Source organism: Shewanella sp. SM20, from assembly GCF_025654545.1.
In the GTDB taxonomy this organism is placed as follows: Bacteria; Pseudomonadota; Gammaproteobacteria; order Enterobacterales; family Shewanellaceae; genus Shewanella; species Shewanella oncorhynchi.
In genome coordinates this window covers 16,770-33,797 of the sequence record NZ_JAKKRK010000010.1, presented here as the reverse complement: position 1 = coordinate 33,797, position 17,028 = coordinate 16,770, and the positions used below count along the sequence as shown (strand labels likewise).

General features: G+C 45.9%; 14 protein-coding genes. 7 read left to right on the top strand and 7 right to left on the bottom strand.

Going from position 1 to position 17,028, the window contains the following annotated elements:
- Positions 1-132: 132 nt before the first annotated feature.
- The 3 genes from L5M18_RS06125 to nadK all read right to left on the bottom strand — a co-directional run bounded on the left by L5M18_RS06125 (position 133) and on the right by nadK (position 6,553).
- Positions 133-2,937 carry an FAD-binding and (Fe-S)-binding domain-containing protein gene (locus L5M18_RS06125; protein WP_113941023.1) on the bottom strand — a complete coding sequence of 935 codons (2,805 nt, stop codon included), beginning with the start codon at positions 2,935-2,937 and terminating at the stop codon, positions 133-135.
- Positions 2,938-3,014: 77 nt separating this feature from the next.
- A complete protein-coding gene (locus L5M18_RS06120; protein WP_049821741.1) occupies positions 3,015-4,658 on the bottom strand; it encodes an L-lactate permease in 1,644 nt (547 codons plus the stop codon).
- 1,016 nt (positions 4,659-5,674) lie between these two features.
- Positions 5,675-6,553 (bottom strand): NAD(+) kinase, encoded by an 879-nt coding sequence (gene nadK / locus L5M18_RS06115; protein WP_081729057.1) that lies wholly within the window; start codon positions 6,551-6,553, stop codon positions 5,675-5,677.
- A gap of 100 nt (positions 6,554-6,653) precedes the next feature.
- Between nadK and grpE the strand changes: the two genes are divergently transcribed.
- On the top strand, positions 6,654-7,274 hold the full coding sequence (grpE, locus tag L5M18_RS06110; protein ID WP_028760692.1) for a nucleotide exchange factor GrpE: 621 nt from the start codon (positions 6,654-6,656) through the stop codon (positions 7,272-7,274).
- A gap of 127 nt (positions 7,275-7,401) precedes the next feature.
- On the opposite strand, the gene dxs is transcribed toward grpE, so the two are convergent.
- From dxs to xseB, 3 genes are read right to left on the bottom strand one after another with little or no spacing between them, the layout of a single operon-like run.
- Complete coding sequence (dxs, locus tag L5M18_RS06105; protein ID WP_263196244.1) at positions 7,402-9,270, bottom strand: 1-deoxy-D-xylulose-5-phosphate synthase; 1,869 nt, start codon at positions 9,268-9,270, stop codon at positions 7,402-7,404.
- Between the two features lie 21 nt (positions 9,271-9,291).
- Positions 9,292-10,173: a (2E,6E)-farnesyl diphosphate synthase gene (gene ispA / locus L5M18_RS06100; protein ID WP_263196242.1), complete on the bottom strand. Its 882-nt coding sequence runs from the start codon at positions 10,171-10,173 to the stop codon at positions 9,292-9,294.
- Between the two features lie 2 nt (positions 10,174-10,175).
- Positions 10,176-10,415 (bottom strand): exodeoxyribonuclease VII small subunit, encoded by a 240-nt coding sequence (xseB, locus tag L5M18_RS06095; protein WP_006080884.1) that lies wholly within the window; start codon positions 10,413-10,415, stop codon positions 10,176-10,178.
- Positions 10,416-10,711: 296 nt separating this feature from the next.
- Here xseB and pomA point away from each other — a divergent pair, with 296 nt between their 5' ends.
- The 3 genes from pomA (at position 10,712) to thiI (ending at position 14,314) form a co-directional block, all read left to right on the top strand.
- Positions 10,712-11,479 (top strand): flagellar motor protein PomA, encoded by a 768-nt coding sequence (gene pomA, locus L5M18_RS06090; protein ID WP_263196241.1) that lies wholly within the window; start codon positions 10,712-10,714, stop codon positions 11,477-11,479.
- Positions 11,480-11,482: 3 nt separating this feature from the next.
- Entirely contained in the window at positions 11,483-12,409 is a 927-nt protein-coding gene (locus L5M18_RS06085; RefSeq protein WP_263196239.1) for a flagellar motor protein MotB, read from the top strand.
- Positions 12,410-12,859: 450 nt separating this feature from the next.
- Entirely contained in the window at positions 12,860-14,314 is a 1,455-nt protein-coding gene (gene thiI / locus L5M18_RS06080) for a tRNA uracil 4-sulfurtransferase ThiI (RefSeq protein ID WP_028760687.1), read from the top strand.
- 135 nt (positions 14,315-14,449) lie between these two features.
- Here the strand turns inward: thiI and L5M18_RS06075 are convergent, their stop codons facing one another.
- A complete protein-coding gene (locus L5M18_RS06075; RefSeq protein WP_028760686.1) occupies positions 14,450-14,686 on the bottom strand; it encodes a hypothetical protein in 237 nt (78 codons plus the stop codon).
- A 227-nt stretch (positions 14,687-14,913) separates the two neighbouring features.
- Between L5M18_RS06075 and L5M18_RS06070 the strand changes: the two genes are divergently transcribed.
- The 3 genes from L5M18_RS06070 to L5M18_RS06060 are packed head-to-tail and all read left to right on the top strand — an operon-like array spanning position 14,914 to position 16,901.
- The gene (locus tag L5M18_RS06070; protein WP_105249769.1) at positions 14,914-15,825 is read left to right on the top strand and encodes a transcriptional regulator GcvA; all 912 of its coding nucleotides are present in this window, start codon (positions 14,914-14,916) and stop codon (positions 15,823-15,825) included.
- A complete protein-coding gene (locus L5M18_RS06065; protein WP_263196237.1) occupies positions 15,806-16,480 on the top strand; it encodes an alpha/beta family hydrolase in 675 nt (224 codons plus the stop codon). The genes L5M18_RS06070 and L5M18_RS06065 overlap by 20 nt, the downstream gene beginning before the upstream one ends.
- A 28-nt stretch (positions 16,481-16,508) precedes the next feature.
- Positions 16,509-16,901 carry a DUF423 domain-containing protein gene (locus tag L5M18_RS06060; protein ID WP_011918954.1) on the top strand — a complete coding sequence of 131 codons (393 nt, stop codon included), beginning with the start codon at positions 16,509-16,511 and terminating at the stop codon, positions 16,899-16,901.
- The last annotated feature ends 127 nt before the right edge of the window (positions 16,902-17,028 follow it).

Genomic DNA, 17,028 nt, shown 5'->3' with positions numbered 1-17,028 from the left:
TTGATTTTAAAATGTATTTATTCAGGTTTTAAATTCTCAAAAAATACTTAATGACAAATAAATGAGAATAGTTCGCTTATATAAACAAACGGGGCTAAAAATAGCCCCGTTGTTTACTACTGTCATACCAGATTAGCGGCTGCACTCTTCGAGCAGATAAGCTAAGTGGCGGTAGGAAATGCCGCTGTGTTGGGTCAAACCGACTTCGCACATACGGTTGGCGTAATAGCCTTCCTTAATCTCGACAGGAATGAGCTTTTTGATATTACGCAGTGCGCTGGCGTTGATTTCAGGCTTATACAAGCCTTTTTCACCCGCGTAACCGCAGCAGTCAATTCCCGCAGGTTTGAGCACTTGTGCAGAGCAGGCATCGGCGATTGCTTGCATCTTAGGTTCAAGTTTCATCTTGCGTGCGCTACAACCTAAGTGCAGTGCCACATTGACTTTTTTGCTGATGTTGAGCTTAGTCAGTAGCTTGTCGTGCATAAACTCAACTAAGTCGATAATTTGTACTTTTGGATTACCTGACAAAGTGCGGTAGGTGCAAGACAGGGCATCGACGATCACTGGCAGCTTGCCACCATTGGTCATCTTGCTCACGGCATCGATAAGTTCTTGGCGTTTGGCATCGGCGTTTTTAAAGTCGCCCTTAGATTCCCACATCTGGCCGCAACATAAATCGCGGGTTTTTTCTGGCGTGATGACGTTATAGCCAGCACGTTCCAGCAGCGTGACGACCACCTCTGGCAAAGTGCGGTTATCGGGATCTTTTGGCGTCGGACCAAAGGTTCTGCCGCCACAGGCTGGGAAGTAAACCACTGTTTCTTGGCCAACTTTAGCGGGAGATGGTTTTGGCAATTTGCCGCCTTTCGGGAAATCGGGGTTCCAATAAGGCACTTCTTTTGAAATCAAACGGCCGGTTTTCATTAGGGCACTGGTAATGTTATCGCCAGTGATCTTGTGGATCACGCCAAGCATGTCAAAACCTGAACTGATAACCTGGTTAACTGCGCCAAAGTGTTTGGCTTGGAAATCTAAGACTTTTTGTTCAGTAGTGCTGATGTACGGCGTGCGCAGTTTACGCACCAGTTGGCCCATGCTGTTATCCACTGGGCAAGCAATAGTACAAAGCTGGCAGGCGGCACAGGTATCAACTACATCGTATTTAGCGGCGGCGCGCATTTCTGCTGCGGCGGCTTTATCACCGGATTGTTCTAAACGTTCGATTTCACGCAGAGTCGCAATACGCTGACGAGGTGAGAAGTTGAGTGCCGATGTTGGGCAGGTTTTTTCACAGAAACCACATTCGATACATTTATCAACAAAATCATCGACCACAGGGCAGGGCTTGATGTTTTTAACGTGGACATTGCTATCGTCGTTAAGAATAACGCCTGGGTTTAGAATGCCTTGTGGATCAAATACTTGTTTGATGCTCTTCATCAAAGTGTAAGCATCTTGTCCCCATTCTTTTTCGACGAACGGCGCGACAGCACGGCCAGTACCATGCTCGGCTTTCATTGAACCGTCGTACTTGTTAATCACCATGTCGGCAATATCATCCATAAAGGCATGGAAACGATCGATATCGGCTTGAGTCGAGAAGGTGGGGGTAATGATAAAGTGGAAGTTCCCCGCAAGAGCATGGCCATAAATACAGCCTTCAGGGTAACCATGTTTATGGAAAAGCTCAGTGATATCGTGCGCCGCAGCAGCAAGGTGCTCTAGTTCAAAGGCTACGTCTTCGATGATAACTGAGGTTCCCTTTGGACGCTCACCACCTACAATCGGGAACAAGCCTTTGCGCATTGCCCAGTATTTGTCATAAACCGCTGGATTAGTACTAAATTCCATTGGGCGGATAAAGTCAAAACCGGCGAGTTTCGCGGTGACATCTTGAGTATAATTTTCTAAGGTTTTGTCGTCATCAGCACGGGATTCTATCAGTAGAATAGCGGATAGGGCCGGTAATTCTGATAACCAATCTGGCATGCCAGGCTTGCCTGTTACTGCTTTGATTGATGGCCAATCAAGGAGTTCAGCAGCAGAAACGCTTTCACCGTTTATCAGTGGTATGGCTCGTGCGGCATCTTCCATATTATGGAATACGGCCATAGCAGAGGCTTTAAATTTAGCTTCATTCACTGTGTGATAAGTGACTTCATTAATAAAGGCTAAGGTGCCTTCCATCCCCACCATTAAGTGGTTGATGATGTCAAATGGGTCGGTAAAATCGAGTAACGAATTGATGCCGTAGCCGGTGGTATTTTTAATGGAATACTTTTTACGAATTCTGTCCGCTAACACTGTGTTATGGCGAGTCATGTGCGACAGTTCTGTCAGCGCATCCAGTATTTTTCCATGGGATTTAACAAAGGCAGCTTTTGATTTTTCACAGCCTGTATCGAGTTCAGTACCATCTGCAAAAAGAAGTTTCGCGGAAGCGATAGTTTGGTAACTGTTTTGCGCAGTACCACAGCACATTCCCGAAGCATTGTTTGCCACAATACCACCAATTTTGGCGGAGCCTATGGTGGCTGGATCGGGACCAATTTTGCGGTTAAGCGGCGCGAGTACGGCGTTAGCGTCGGAACCAATGACAGCAGCACCTAAGGTGATCTGTTTGGCATCGCTACTGACTTCAATCTTTCTAAAACCATCATGGCCAAGGATCAACAAAATACCTTCACCGATAGCTTGGCCAGATAAACTGGTTCCAGCGGCCCTAAACGTGACTGGTGCATCATGCTTACGGGCAACGGCTAATGTGAGCTTTACCTGTTCTAGGGTTTCTGCATGGACAACCACTTCTGGGACTATCCTGAAGTAGCTTGCATCGGTGGACCAGGCAAAACGGCGAACGGGATCATCCGTCACGGGATGATCACCTAATTGCGTTCTTAGATCATCGATGACCAGTTTATAGTTAATCGACATAGCATCACTCTCTTTATTAATAGATTAAAGCCGAAGTCACTGGGAGTGACTTCGGGCATTCAATAAAATAAAACGGCTTAGAATCCACCCCACAGGGTAGCTATTGTGCCCGCCAGTAAGGCATAACCAATGGCAACAGGCATTGTTTTACGGATAATTTCTGACTCTCTACCTGCCATACCCACTACCGTTGCAGCGGCAACCACGTTCATTACGCACATCATGTTACCGGCGTTTGCACCGATACCTTGTAGTGCCAATACCAGTGTGTGGTTCATGCCAATATTGTCGGCCACGCTGTATTGAAGGCTGGAGAACATCATGTTTGAGAAGGTGGCTGAACCGGATAAGAAGGCACCAAAAATCCCCACGATAGGCGCCATCCAAGCCCACACTGCGCCCATGGAACCTGCCAACATATCCGCTAAAGCGACAGGCATTGAGGCAAGGCCTGCACCATTCGCGCCTGAGTTTAAGAAGATTTTCACCATAGGCACTGATGCGCCTAATGAAATAATGGTTGGCAACATGGACTTACATGAAACACCGACCGTTTGCTGAATCGCAGGGCTTTTCATTTTGAACAGGAAGAAACCTAGAATACACACGGCAACAAAGAAGGCACCTGGTGCATATAAGGTTGCGAAGCTGGCTTTAAGCTCAGTGCCCATTAGGCCTGTCCAGCTGATGTTAAAGCTTGATAACCATGCTTTTAACGGTGCCACTGTACGCGACAGTACCAAAAGCGCAGCCATGATGATGTAAGGTGTCCAAGCGGCAATTTGAGAAAACTTAGCCGTTGTTTCGACTTTTCCGCTTTCTTGACTGTCATTCTCTGCGAAATCATTCCATGGCGTTTTAGGCAGTAAGTAGCCTTTACGCGCAACCGGGATCACTAAGGCCATACCGATCAATGAACCGATAACCGAAGGGAATTCTGGGCCTGCAAGGTAGTTGATGATCCATGCGGGGACGGTAAAGGCAAGACCTGAGAAAATCGCAAATTTCCAAATTGCTAAGCCTTCCTTAAAGGATTTATTGCGACCAAAGAATCCAGTTAGCATGGTCACCATTACGAGAGGAATTAATGAACCTGTGATTAAGTCGATAGTGATCATATGCATGACGATATATCGAGCATAACCAGCATAGTTACCGCCATGGGCAGCAAATTGCTCCGCCGCCATGCTCACGCCACCTTGGATCAGACCCTGTTCCATCCCAAAGAGTACGGGTAGACCAATCGCACCGAAGGATACACAGGCCGAGTCAGCAATTAAAGCCACGACAGCTGCGGCAACGGGTGGTACACCAAGCAATACCAGTAGTGGTGCGCCAATGGCTGCGGGAGTACCAAAACCAGCACTACCTTCAATAAAGGCACCGAATAACCAACAGATGATGATGACTTGTACACGGGCATCGGCACTGATGTTAGTAAACCCAGCACGGATAGTGTCCATGGCACCTGAGTATTTCAGGGTATTGAGTAGGAATACGGCACCAAAAATGATGGTTAACGGTGTGATGGCTGAGAGCAGTCCTTCGAGGACCGATGCCGCCAGTAATGTGGTATCCATTTGCCAAATAAACACGGCGGCGAGCGCTGTGATTATCATGGAGATAGGCATAGCCTTAGATGCAGGCATTCTGAGTAACACTAGAAATAGCATTACACTGAGCACTGGCGTCAAGCTAGCGAGGAGTTGAAGTATTGTCATGCTTGCCTCTTCATAAAGTGGTCTGTCTTATTATTGATATTAGGATTTTTCATCTGCCTTCATGTCGACTTCCCAGACCAATAAATCAGCAGTTAATACTGCAAGTACTTACGGTCTCGACATTCTGTGTTGTGTACTAGACGCTATTGTGAGCTTGACTAATATGATCTAGATCATCTTGGCTGTTATATGAAATGCTAATTTACAGTGCTGCGGGGTGCTTCTCTCGGGGGATTTTCTTATATGTGACAATGATCACTTAGACTGTTGGGTGTATATCTACTTTGGTTATATTAAATTAAATTTGTTGTTTTTCTGGTTATTAAAAGTAGAGCTATCACTCATATTCATCGTCATTATTGCAATTAACTGATCCATTTATTTCATTAATAGTCTGTTATTGGTTTTTTCAGTCATTTTTAAGGTGTGATTAAGGTCGCATAGATTGTTGTGGCTAGATTAACTCATTTACTTCTATTTTCATCAAGCTATTGTAATGTTTGCCTAATATGTCCATTTTGGAATGGTTTTTTATAGTGATCTAGAGCACGTTTTAAAATGGTGGGATTTTATTGTGATGGATATCACTTAATGAATTTTACTTTAATATGAAATTTAATAACCATTGTTTAATTTAGTTTCAGTTTATTTGAGCGAACAGCCAGCCCAAATATTCAAGTATATTGAGCGAATAACAGAAAAGTTGAAATAAAAAGTGACCGCTTCTAATGGGTTAAGAGGGGAAATTGAGAGAACAGGGTGAAATTGAAGCAGAAATTTTAAGTAACAAAACTAAAAAATACTGTTTGAACTTTTATCAAACTGGTTAGTGTCATTAATGCTTAAACGTCATTAATGCGAATACCTGCCGTTTGTGAGAGGTGCTAAAAAGTTCACCAAAGACTGTGCAGGGGAAAAGATAAGGCTTTAATGGCAACCTTTTAGGTTAAATTTACAAAATAAAAAAGAGACGTGATATGTCTCTTTTATTGGTGATTTAGCCCAAAGATACAGACTTAAAACAACTTGCTGCCCCAGCCTAATTTGGTCCGCAGCACGTGGAAATAGTTGTGTCCTTTAGGATGAATAAGCCGTAAACGTTCAGAGCTGCGGCGCACTATGATTTCATCGCCGGGTAACACGGCTAAATGCACGTGGCCATCACAGCTGACTTCGAGGTTTTCGCCATTTTCAGGTGACACAACCATTTTTATGGTGCTGCACGCATCGACAACAATCGGGCGGCACGACAAAGTGTGCGGGAACATAGGTACTAAGATTAGGGCCTGTAAATTAGGCGTCAGAATAGCGCCGCCAGCGGAGAGGGCGTAGGCCGTTGAACCGGTAGGCGTTGACACTATCATGCCGTCGGCACGTTGGCTGTACATGAACTGATCGTCAATATAGACCTCAAACTCAATCATGTGGGCAATTTTACCCGGATGGAGTACGGCTTCGTTGACGGCGGTGTTGCTCGCCTTGAGCATACCGTGGCGATAGACTTCGGCTTCGAGTAAGAATCTATGCTCGGTATCGAACTCTCCATCGAGTACCTTGGCGAGCGCCTCTTCGAAGGCATCGGGCGGCAGATCGGTTAAAAAGCCTAAATTGCCGCGGTTAACCCCAATCACGCCTAAATCGAAGCGGGCTAATACCCTTGCCGCGCCGAGCATATTACCGTCACCACCGACGACTATGGCTAAGTCGCAACGCGCGCCAATTTCTAGTAAATCGACCGCTATGATATTGGGTCCTAATTCGGTAGCAACACGCTCTTCCACTAAGACTTCAAAGCCCTGCATTGTCAGCCAATAATGCAGACGCTTTAAGGTTTGGTTGGTCCCTTGGTGGTGAGGTTTGCCGATAAGGCCGATAGTATGAAACTTTGTGGTCATATTTATGCTAGATCTGGCCTTAGGCCTTGAAACGTCAAAATTGATCCCCATAATATGCCCAGAGTATTTCAGAAACAAAGCATTTTTAGCTGGAGTGAAAATGAGCAACGAATCGATTAAAGCAGAACAGGATCTGATCCAAGAGGGTGTAGAGTCTGAAGTATCTACCGCAGAAGCAAGTCTGATCGATGAGCTTACCCAGGCCAATTTCCGTATTGAAGAGCTGGAACAGTTACTCGCTGAAGCTTTGGCGAAAGTTGAAGAGCAGAAGGATTCAGTCATCCGCGCCGCAGCCGAGGTCGATAACATTCGTCGTCGTGCCGCAATGGATGTGGAAAAGGCGAACAAGTTTGCCTTGGAAAAGTTCGCCAATGAGCTTTTGCCTGTGCTTGATAACATGGAGCGCGCGCTAATGGGTACAAACCCAGAAGATGAAGCGACTAAAGCGATTTATCAAGGTGTTGAGTTAACTCAAAAAAGCTTACTCACTGCGGTGGCTAAATTTGGTGTTAAGCAAATTGATCCACAAGGTCAGTCATTTAACCCTGATCAACATCAAGCGATTGGCATGCAGCCAAGCGCCGAGTTCCCTGCGAACACTGTGATGTTGGTGATGCAAAAGGGTTATGAGCTGAACAGTCGCTTGCTGCGCCCTGCTATGGTGATGGTGTCACAGGGTGGCCCTAACCAAGAAAGCGCAACGATAGATATCGAAGCTTAAGCTTTATTGGATCAGCCGCGGTTATATAAAGACAGCAACAAAAAAGGACTGCAATAGCAGTCCTTTTTTATGGGCGGAATTTTTTATTGATAAGATTTAGCGTCTTAACGAGATAAGCAAGTTCAGCCTATTGCGCTAGATAAGCATTGATTTGCGCCAGTATGCCTTTGGCATCCAGTTGCAAATCGTGGATGACTTCCTCTGGCGAGCCATGTTTAATGAACTCGTCTGGCAAACCAATTTGGAGTACGGCTTTAGGCATTTTTAGCTTTTGAAGCTGTTCAAGCACTCCGGCACCCGCACCGCCTATAATGGCATTTTCCTCCACAGTGACTAACACTTCATGGGTTAGTGCCATTTCTTTTATCAGATCAACATCAAGTGGTTTCACAAAGCGCATATCGACAACCGTCGCATCTAAGCTTTCGGCAGCGGTTAATGCTGATGCGAGCAAGGTACCAAAGTTAAGTATGGCAATACGCTTACCGATGCGCTTAATGACACCTTTACCAATTGGCAACGCAGTCATGGACTCGACTTGCATCGCTCCCGTGGCACTACCCCTTGGGTAACGCACCGCACTTGGGCCCGCATCATAGCAATAGCCAGTGTAAAGCATTTGACGACATTCGTTTTCATCGGACGGCGCCATGATCACCATATTAGGGATACAACGCATAAAACTTAAATCGAATGCACCTTGGTGGGTTGGACCATCGGCACCGACGATACCGCCACGGTCAATGGCAAATAACACGGGCAATTGTTGTAGTGCGACATCGTGAATAAGCTGATCATAGGCGCGTTGCAGGAAAGTCGAGTAAATCGCGACGACAGGCTTGAAACCTTCGCAGGCAAAACCCGCCGCTAAGGTGACTGCATGCTGCTCGGCAATCGCTGCATCGAAATATTGTTTCGGGAAGCGCTGGGAAAACTCCACCATGCCAGAACCCTCACGCATCGCAGGAGTAATCGCTAACACTTTCTCATCTTGTTCGGCAATGTCGCACAACCATTTACCGAAGACTTGAGAAAAGGTCGGCAAACCGGGTTTGGTGGCCGGCTTTTTAAAGAGTGATGGGTCAAACTTAGGCACAGCATGCCAACCAATAGGATCTTTTTCAGCAGGTTCATAACCACGACCTTTTTTGGTCATGATGTGCAGCACCTGTGGACCTTTCAGATTACGCATATTGCGCATGGTCTCGACCAGAGCGTCTACATCGTGGCCGTCGATAGGACCTATGTAGTTGAAACCTAACTCTTCAAATAGAGTGCCAGGAACGACCATACCTTTGAGGTGTTCCTCAGTGCGCTTGGCCATTTCTTTGATGACTGGCATACCTTTCAACACTTTTTTGCCGCCTTCGCGCAGTGTGGTGTAGAAACGGCCTGACATCAGTTGTGCTAAATGATTGTTGAGGGCGCCGACATTTTCTGAAATCGACATTTCGTTGTCGTTCAGTACCACGAGCATGTCATTGTGCAAGTCGCCCGCGTGGTTCATGGCTTCAAACACCATGCCGCCGGTCATAGCGCCATCGCCGATGACAGCGACAACTTTACGACCTGCTTGTTCTTTTTCTGCAGCTATCGCCATCGCCAGTGCGGCGCTAATCGACGTGCCTGAATGGCCAACGCTGAAAGTGTCGTATTCACTTTCTTCACGCCATGGGAAAGGATGTAAGCCATCTTTTTGCCGAATGGTGTGCATTTTGTCACGTCGACCCGTGAGAATTTTATGGGGGTAGGCTTGATGGCCTACGTCCCAGATCAGTCGATCAAAGGGGGTATTGTAGACATAGTGCAGTGCCACAGTGAGTTCTACTGTGCCGAGCCCAGAGGCAAAATGTCCGCTGGACATGCCAACAGACTTAAGAAGGAACTCGCGCAGTTCATCGGCTACTTGTGGTAAAAGTGCCTGAGGAAGCTGGCGGAGCTCATTGGGGGTGTTGGCCTGCGCCAACACGGGAAACTGAGAAATGTCCAAACTCATAGCGAGATACTTCGACTCTTATTATATTCTTCGCTCAATGATATAGCGGGCGAAGTCTGCAATTAACTGGCTATTGTATGGCAATTTAGCCAGCGCTGATAGTGCCTCTTGGATCAGTTGTTTGGCGGTGTCTTGTGCACCTTGTAGTCCAAGTAGTTGTGGAAACGTACTCTTATTCGATTCAGTATCAGAGCCTTGCGGTTTACCTAGCTCTTCGGTGGTGGCTACGATGTCAAGGATATCGTCTTGTACTTGGAAGGCGAGTCCGACCGCACGAGCAAAATCCATCATAGCAGCATACTGATCTTTTGGCGCGTTTGCGGCGATCAAAGCTAACTCAACGGCGCAGCTGATAAGGGCGCCAGTTTTCATATTATGTAGCTGAGTTAACGCTTTAAGATCAATATGTTTATCGGTCGAGGCTAAGTCTATCGCTTGGCCTCCACACATACCACGATAACCTGAGGCTTTGGCTAATACTCTTACCATAGCAATATGTTGTTCGCTGCTGATCCCTGCTACGGCTTCGGTGACAATTTCAAAGGCTAAGGTTTGCAGAGCATCCCCCGCTAAAATGGCCGTCGCTTCATCAAAGGCGATATGCACTGTCGGCTGGCTACGGCGCAGCTCGTCATCGTCCATGGCGGGTAAATCGTCGTGGATTAATGAATAAGCATGGATACATTCAATGGCTGCGGCGCAAGCATCTAACTTTTCGAGTTCGACCCCAAACATGCGTCCTACACTGTATACGAGGAACGGTCGAATGCGCTTCCCTCCCAATAAGGCACCGTAAGTCATAGCGGCTTTTAATTGGGGAGCGGTATCTTCAAGCGTACTAAAACGCTGTTTTAATTGATCATCAACTCGTTGTTGATATTCTTGAATGGTACTGACTAACACGCTTATTCGCCCTCAACGGCATAGGGGGATAGGGGCGCATTTTCGTCTTGTTTCAGTAAAATGGCCACTTTTTGTTGGGCTTGTTCGAGTTTTGCTTGGCTATTTCGAACGAGATTGATGCCACGTTCAAATTGTTTTAACGCGTCATCGAGGGAGATATCGCCTTGTTCTAGATCGGCAACGATGCGTTCAAGTTCGCCAAGGGATTCTTCAAAACTAAGATTTTCGGGTTTCTTCGCCACGTTCAGGTTTCCTTTGATTTAGCGGACACAAGGTATATCAGGGCGGCGTAAGGGTCAAATTCAGACTAAAGATATTTGCTCAATAGCACGCTTTGTTACTGAAATTTTTCCAGAAAATATAAATTGTCGCTAAACTTGCTTAGTGTGTGTCCGATAACTGACAATAGTATCATCATTTGTATGGTAATTTTTAACTGGATAAACAAGGCTCGTATGTGTGTCGGTAGAATAACTGAGTGTTCTTGCTTACCCAGAGTAAGTATTATGTCGTTTATTACGAAAATTGAGGAGCCGTTGTGGATTTAGCAACAATAATCGGAATTGTGGGAGCCTTTGGTTTTATTCTCGGCGCTATGGTGACCAGTGGCGGCTTGATGATTTTCGTTGATGTGCCCTCGATCCTGATTGTGTTCGGTGGGTCCTTCTTCGTGGTAATGATGAAGTTCACTCTTAAACAGTTTTTTAGTGCCGTTAAAATTGCTTTGAAAGCCTTTGTATTTAAGATTGATAAACCAGAAGATTTGATTGAGCAGTCCGTGACTATGGCGGATGCCGCCCGTAAAGGGGGTTTTTTGGCATTAGAAGAAGCGCAAATTACCAATACTTTTATGCAAAAGGCTGTTGATATGTTGGTCGACGGTCACGATGGTGAAGTGGTGCGTGCAGCCCTAGAGAAGGATATCGCTCTAACGGAAGAACGTCATCGGACGGGGATTGGCATATTTAGAGCCTTTGGCGATGTTGGCCCAGCGATGGGGATGATAGGTACACTCGTTGGTCTCGTGGCCATGTTATCAAATATGGCGGATCCTAAATCTATTGGTCCTTCGATGGCGGTTGCGTTGTTAACCACATTATACGGCGCTATGGTTGCTAACATGGTTTGTCTTCCTATCGCGGATAAGCTAACGCTTAGGATGGGGGAGGAAATGCTCAATCGTAACCTTATTATGGATGCGGTATTGGCGATTCAAGACGGACAAAACCCGCGGGTGATTGAAGGCTTTTTGAAAAATTATCTCGCTGAAAAAAATCGTAAAATCGATACAACGGACGGAGAGTAGCCCATGGCTAAGTGCAATTGTCCACCGCCCGGAGCACCGCTCTGGTTGGCAACATTTGCCGACTTGATGTCGCTGTTGATGTGTTTCTTCGTATTGTTATTGTCATTTTCTGAAATGGACGTGATGAAGTTTAAGCAGATCGCGGGCTCAATGAAGTATGCCTTTGGTGTGCAAAATAAGGTGGAAGTTAAAGACATCCCGAAAGGGACTTCTGTCATTGCCTTAGAATTTAGACCAGGTCGCCCCGATCCGACTCCGATTGAAATCATTAACCAGCAAACGAATGAAATGACTGAACCTGTATTGGATTTCCAAGCGGGTGAAGACGACAGTGCTGGCGGCGTTCAGCAGCAAAGTGGTTCTCAGCGTGGCGGTGAAGCCACTGCAACGGCGCAAGAAGTTGCCGATGCGGTTAAAGCGGAAGCGGCAGCGGCGCAGGATAAGATCAATCAGCAAGTGAAGAAGATGGCGCAGGAGCTCAATAAAGAGATCACCGATGGAGCGATTGAAATTGAGTCATTAGGTCAGCAGATTATTATTCGTATACGTGAGAAGGGGTCATTTGCTTCTGGCTCAGGTTTCCTACAGCCTCGATTTAAACCTGTGGTGCGCTCAGTCGGTGAATTGTTAAAAGATGTGCCAGGTGTCATCACAGTGTCAGGTTACACGGATGATATGCAAATAAGCGATGAGCTCTATAGTTCTAATTGGGATTTATCCAGCAAACGTGCCGTGGCAGTGGCCCATGAGTTAGTACAGGTCAGCGGCTTTGATTCTAATCGAATGAAAGTGGTTGGTATGGCGTCTAACAATCCGATTGTGCCTAACGATTCTCCGGAAAATCGTGCCCGTAACCGCAGGGTTGAAATTGCTATTGAGCAAGGTAAAGCTAAGGAGTCTGAAGAAATTCAGATCGGTAATTCGCCTTAAGTGTTTAGATACTCTCCCAATCTAAAGCCGCAATAATCTTGCGGCTTTTTCATTGAGCTAATATGGACTTTTCCCTTTTAGTTAGCGTGTTATGCATCAAATCACTGTGGTTTATTTAAATCCATTTGGGCTTTACGTTAATCACATTGAGTGTGTAATCTCTAAGTTTCCTTAACCATCTCTCAACGACTTATTGTTAATGATTCATCTCAAATCACTTATTTTAAGCAGGGCAATTCAAACCACTCGAATAGGCTTTAGTGACATTATTTCAGCCTAATTAGCTGCCGTGATTTAGTCATTAATACGCAATGAATACGCCATAAATGTGGCCTGTGTCGCTGTTGGCTATGTGCGCTGAAACTCGCCTTTTTAGGTTGCTTGGGTATATAATCCCCCGATTATTCTTTTAACCAATTTTGCTGTTTTAAAATTGCCCGCGGAAATCCCATGAAGTTTATTGTAAAGCTGTATCCAGAAATCATGATGAAGAGCAAGCCTGTACGCATGCGCTTCACCAAAATGCTCGAAACTAACATCCGTAATGTGCTTAAAAAAGTTGACGAAGATGCAAAAGTGCAGCGTCAATGGGACCGCATTATGGTGATGGTACCAAAGGATAAGCCTGAATTGGCACAAGCTTTCGGTGAGCGTCTGGCGTGTATTCCTGGCATTGCACACGTAGTGCAAGTGGATGAGTACAGCTTTGAATCTGTTGATGATATTTATCAGCAAGTCTTGCCTGTTTACCGTGACCAACTCGCGGGTAAAACCTTCTGCGTGCGAGTAAAGCGTACTGGCGATCATGATTTTAATTCTATTGAAGTTGAACGTTATGTCGGTGGTGGCTTAAACCAGTTTACTGATGCGCTGGGCGTGCGTTTAAAGAATCCGGACATTACCGTTAATTTAGAGATTGAGCGCGATAACCTTTATATGGTGACTAAGCGTATTGAAGGTCTAGGCGGTTTTCCGATGGCAACACAGGAAGATGTATTGTCCTTGATTTCGGGTGGTTTTGACTCTGGCGTCTCTAGCTATCAATTTATCAAAAAAGGCGCTCGTACCCACTACTGCTTCTTCAATCTGGGCGGCGCACAGCACGAAATTGGTGTTAAACAAGTGGCTTACCATTTGTGGAAAACCTACGGTGAATCCCACAAAGTGAAGTTTATCTCCGTGCCTTTTGAGCCTGTGGTTGCTGAGATTTTAGAGCGTATCGATAACGGACAAATGGGCGTTGTATTGAAACGCATGATGATGCGTACCGCGGCGCGTATCGCCGAGCGTATGGGCATTCAAGCCTTAGTTACCGGTGAAAGTTTAGGCCAAGTGTCTAGCCAGACCCTGACCAACTTAAACGTCATCGACCGTTGTACTGAGTTATTGATTCTACGTCCCTTAATCGCCATGGATAAGCAAGACATTATCAACGAGAGCCGTAAAATCGGCACCGAAGATTTTGCTAAATCAATGCCTGAATATTGCGGTGTGATTTCGCAAAAGCCGACGGTAAAAGCGGTATTAGCTAAGGTTGAAGCGGAAGAGAAAAAGTTCTCTGAGGATTTGATCGATCAGATCATCGCCCAATCTGTCACTATCGATATCAGGGAGATCGCAGAACAAATGGATACTCGGATTACTGAGACAGAAACGGTTGCCAGTATCGATACTAACCAAGTGGTCATTGATATTCGTGCTCCTGAAGAAGAGGAAAGCAAACCGCTGCAAATTGAAGGTATTGAGATAAAGCGCATCCCATTCTTCAAGTTAGCGACTCAGTTTGCCGATCTCGATAAGCAAAAGACTTATTTGCTTTATTGTGAGCGTGGGGTGATGAGTAAATTGCAGGCATTGTATTTAATCGAGCAAGGCTACACGAACGTGAAAGTGTATCGTCCATAAGTCGGGCGAAAACCTGCCCATTGACGTATATCGTCAGTGGGATTGATTTGCTATTTAAGTACAAAAAAGCCGCATATTAATGCGGCTTTTTCTTTGCTCTTACTGAGCGCGACCTGAGTTTCAGTGTCGTTTAGGTTATTCGGCTTTAACGACTTGCTGATGAGATGCGACATCGTCTGTGGCAATCAGCAGAGTGGCTTCTTGTAGCACTTCTTGGTGCATTTTATTCATTGCAGCGGTTAAATCTGCAGTGATATTGGCTTGCAAGTCGCTTGTGTCAATGACGATTTCGTCAACGAGTACATTTGCACTGGCATTGAAGCTGAGTGCTGAGACTAATATTAACGCAAACGCCGATTTTAAATTGAACATAGTCGCCTCCGGGCTGACAAAGTAACGCTGTCAGACATTCCCATCACCAACTTTGAGATTGTCTAACTTAGGTATTTCATAGCTATGGATGTTTCATCGCTATTGGTGTTTCGTTGATAAGCTGTTTCATTGGCGCAAAATTTAACCAAAAACGCTGGCCTTTACAAACGATTAAATGTAACAATACGGATTAGAAAAACTAATTAAAAAACGAGACTGAGATCACTATGTCGAGACGATTACCACCGCTTAATGCGGTTAAAGCTTTTGAGGCAGCCGCGCGGCATTTGAGCTTTACGCGGGCAGCGGAAGAATTGTTTGTTACACAGGCTGCGGTGAGCCATCAAATAAAGGCATTAGAAGATTTCCTCGGATTAAAATTATTTCGTCGAAAGAACCGTTCTTTGCTATTAACCGAAGAAGGGCAAAGCTATTTTCTCGACATCAAAGATATCTTTATTCAGCTTGCCGATGCTACCGACAGATTACTCGCCCGCAGTGCGATTGGTTCGCTGACGGTCAGTATGTCACCCAGTTTTGCGATTCAATGGCTAGTGCCACGTTTGGCTAAATTCAGTGAGAAAAATCCCGATATCGATGTGCGAATAAAGGCCGTTGATACCGAAGCGAGTTCATTAACCGATGATGTGGATGTGGCTATTTATTATGGCTTAGGTAATTGGCCTGGGCTACGTGCGGATAAGCTCAGAAACGAAGTGCTTATTCCCGTGTGTTCGCCCATGTTGCTCAACGGTCCTAAACCACTCTCAAAACCGAGCGATTTAAAGTATCACACGTTATTACATGATATGAATCGTCACGATTGGCAGGCGTGGTTTAGGCAATGTGGCATTACCGATATTAATGTGAATCAAGGACCTATTTTCAGTCATTCGTCTTTGGTATTGCAGGCGGCGGCCCACGGTCAAGGGGTTGCTCTGGGTTACAGCGTGCTGGCACGCCCCGATATCAAAGCTGGGCGGCTTGTGTGCCCATTCCAAGAAGTCTTGGTCAGTAAAGATGCTTACTACTTAGTTTGCCAGCAAAACCATGCTGAGCTGGGTAAAGTGGTGGCGTTTCGTGAATGGATGTTAGACATGTTTGCCGAGGAGTCTCGCAGTGAGTTGTTGCCCGGATAAGCCGAGTTATGTATTAGAAGGGGAGCCTGCGAGTACTTTGATTTTATTGGCCCACGGTGCGGGTGCTAACATGGATTCTGATTTTATGCAGGCCATGTCGGCGGGATTCGTTGCTCAGGGCTTCCGAGTGATGCGCTTTAATTTTCCTTATATGCAGGCGAATGCAGTCGATGGCAAACGGCGTCCACCGGACCGCGCGCCTAAATTGCTCGCGTGTTTTACACAGATGCTCGATATCGCCCACTCACAACCACAAGTTAAACGTGTGGTGTTAATGGGGAAATCCATGGGCGGTCGTATGGCGGCCCTATTAGCCTGCGATCCTGCATTAGCGGCGTGCATCGATAGGGTGATTTGTTTAGGTTATCCTTTTGTGCCACTCAAAGGCGGCGAGCCTAGATTGGAACCTTTGAATGAATGCCAAGTCCCAGTATTAGTCGTACAGGGTGAGCGGGATAAGTTTGGTGGCAAAGCGCAGATCCCAAGCTGGCCCTTGAAAGCTGAGATAGGATTGGCTTGGATAACCGACGGCGATCATAGTTTTGTCCCAAGAAAGTCGTCAGGCACCAGTGAAGCCGCTAACCTTGCACGTGCTATTGATTTATCAAGTGATTTTATTCGTGAGCTTGATGTTGAGCGAATAAATGTTGAATGAGTTAATCCCATTCCAGCAGGAGCGTTAAATGCGTAAAGGTTTATTGTTACTCGCCGCCGTGAGCGGATTCTTAGCCGTCGCCTTAGGGGCTTTTGGTGCCCATGGTTTAAAAGCGGTCGCGCCACCAAACTTAATTGAAGTCTTTAACTTAGGTGTGCAATATCATTTCTACCATACCTTTGCCCTCATCATGGTTGCCTTCTCGGGCCAATGGTTAACCTCGCGTTTACTGGACTGGTCGGCATATCTCTTTGTCGCAGGCATAGTACTATTTTCGGGCTCACTATATGGACTGGCCTTGTTTGGGACTAAGTGGTTGGGTCCTATTACGCCTATGGGTGGTGGTTGTTTCTTATTGGGGTGGTTATTATTTGCCGCCGCGGTATGGCGTCACAAAGTTATCGACGGTCATGAGTCTTAATCGCTGATGCTTATGTGAGTTAACGGGCTTAGGGCGCACCTAAGCCTTTTTTATTTCTCTAATTGCAATTCAAGGTTCCGCAGTAGGCAAATAGGGCATTTGTGGATTGAAATTGGTATACTGGCGC

What these genes read in the sequence shown, in the direction of transcription:
- L5M18_RS06070 (WP_105249769.1), top strand. Translation starts at nt 14,914, where the DNA reads ATGTCGAGACGATTACCACCGCTTAATGCGGTTAAAGCTTTTGAGGCA.
- L5M18_RS06120 (WP_049821741.1), bottom strand. Translation starts at nt 4,658, where the DNA reads ATGACAATACTTCAACTCCTCGCTAGCTTGACGCCAGTGCTCAGTGTA.
- dxs (WP_263196244.1), bottom strand. Translation starts at nt 9,270, where the DNA reads ATGAGTTTGGACATTTCTCAGTTTCCCGTGTTGGCGCAGGCCAACACC.
- L5M18_RS06085 (WP_263196239.1), top strand. Translation starts at nt 11,483, where the DNA reads ATGGCTAAGTGCAATTGTCCACCGCCCGGAGCACCGCTCTGGTTGGCA.
- L5M18_RS06060 (WP_011918954.1), top strand. Translation starts at nt 16,509, where the DNA reads ATGCGTAAAGGTTTATTGTTACTCGCCGCCGTGAGCGGATTCTTAGCC.
- thiI (WP_028760687.1), top strand. Translation starts at nt 12,860, where the DNA reads ATGAAGTTTATTGTAAAGCTGTATCCAGAAATCATGATGAAGAGCAAG.
- L5M18_RS06075 (WP_028760686.1), bottom strand. Translation starts at nt 14,686, where the DNA reads ATGTTCAATTTAAAATCGGCGTTTGCGTTAATATTAGTCTCAGCACTC.
- grpE (WP_028760692.1), top strand. Translation starts at nt 6,654, where the DNA reads ATGAGCAACGAATCGATTAAAGCAGAACAGGATCTGATCCAAGAGGGT.
- L5M18_RS06125 (WP_113941023.1), bottom strand. Translation starts at nt 2,937, where the DNA reads ATGTCGATTAACTATAAACTGGTCATCGATGATCTAAGAACGCAATTA.
- nadK (WP_081729057.1), bottom strand. Translation starts at nt 6,553, where the DNA reads ATGACCACAAAGTTTCATACTATCGGCCTTATCGGCAAACCTCACCAC.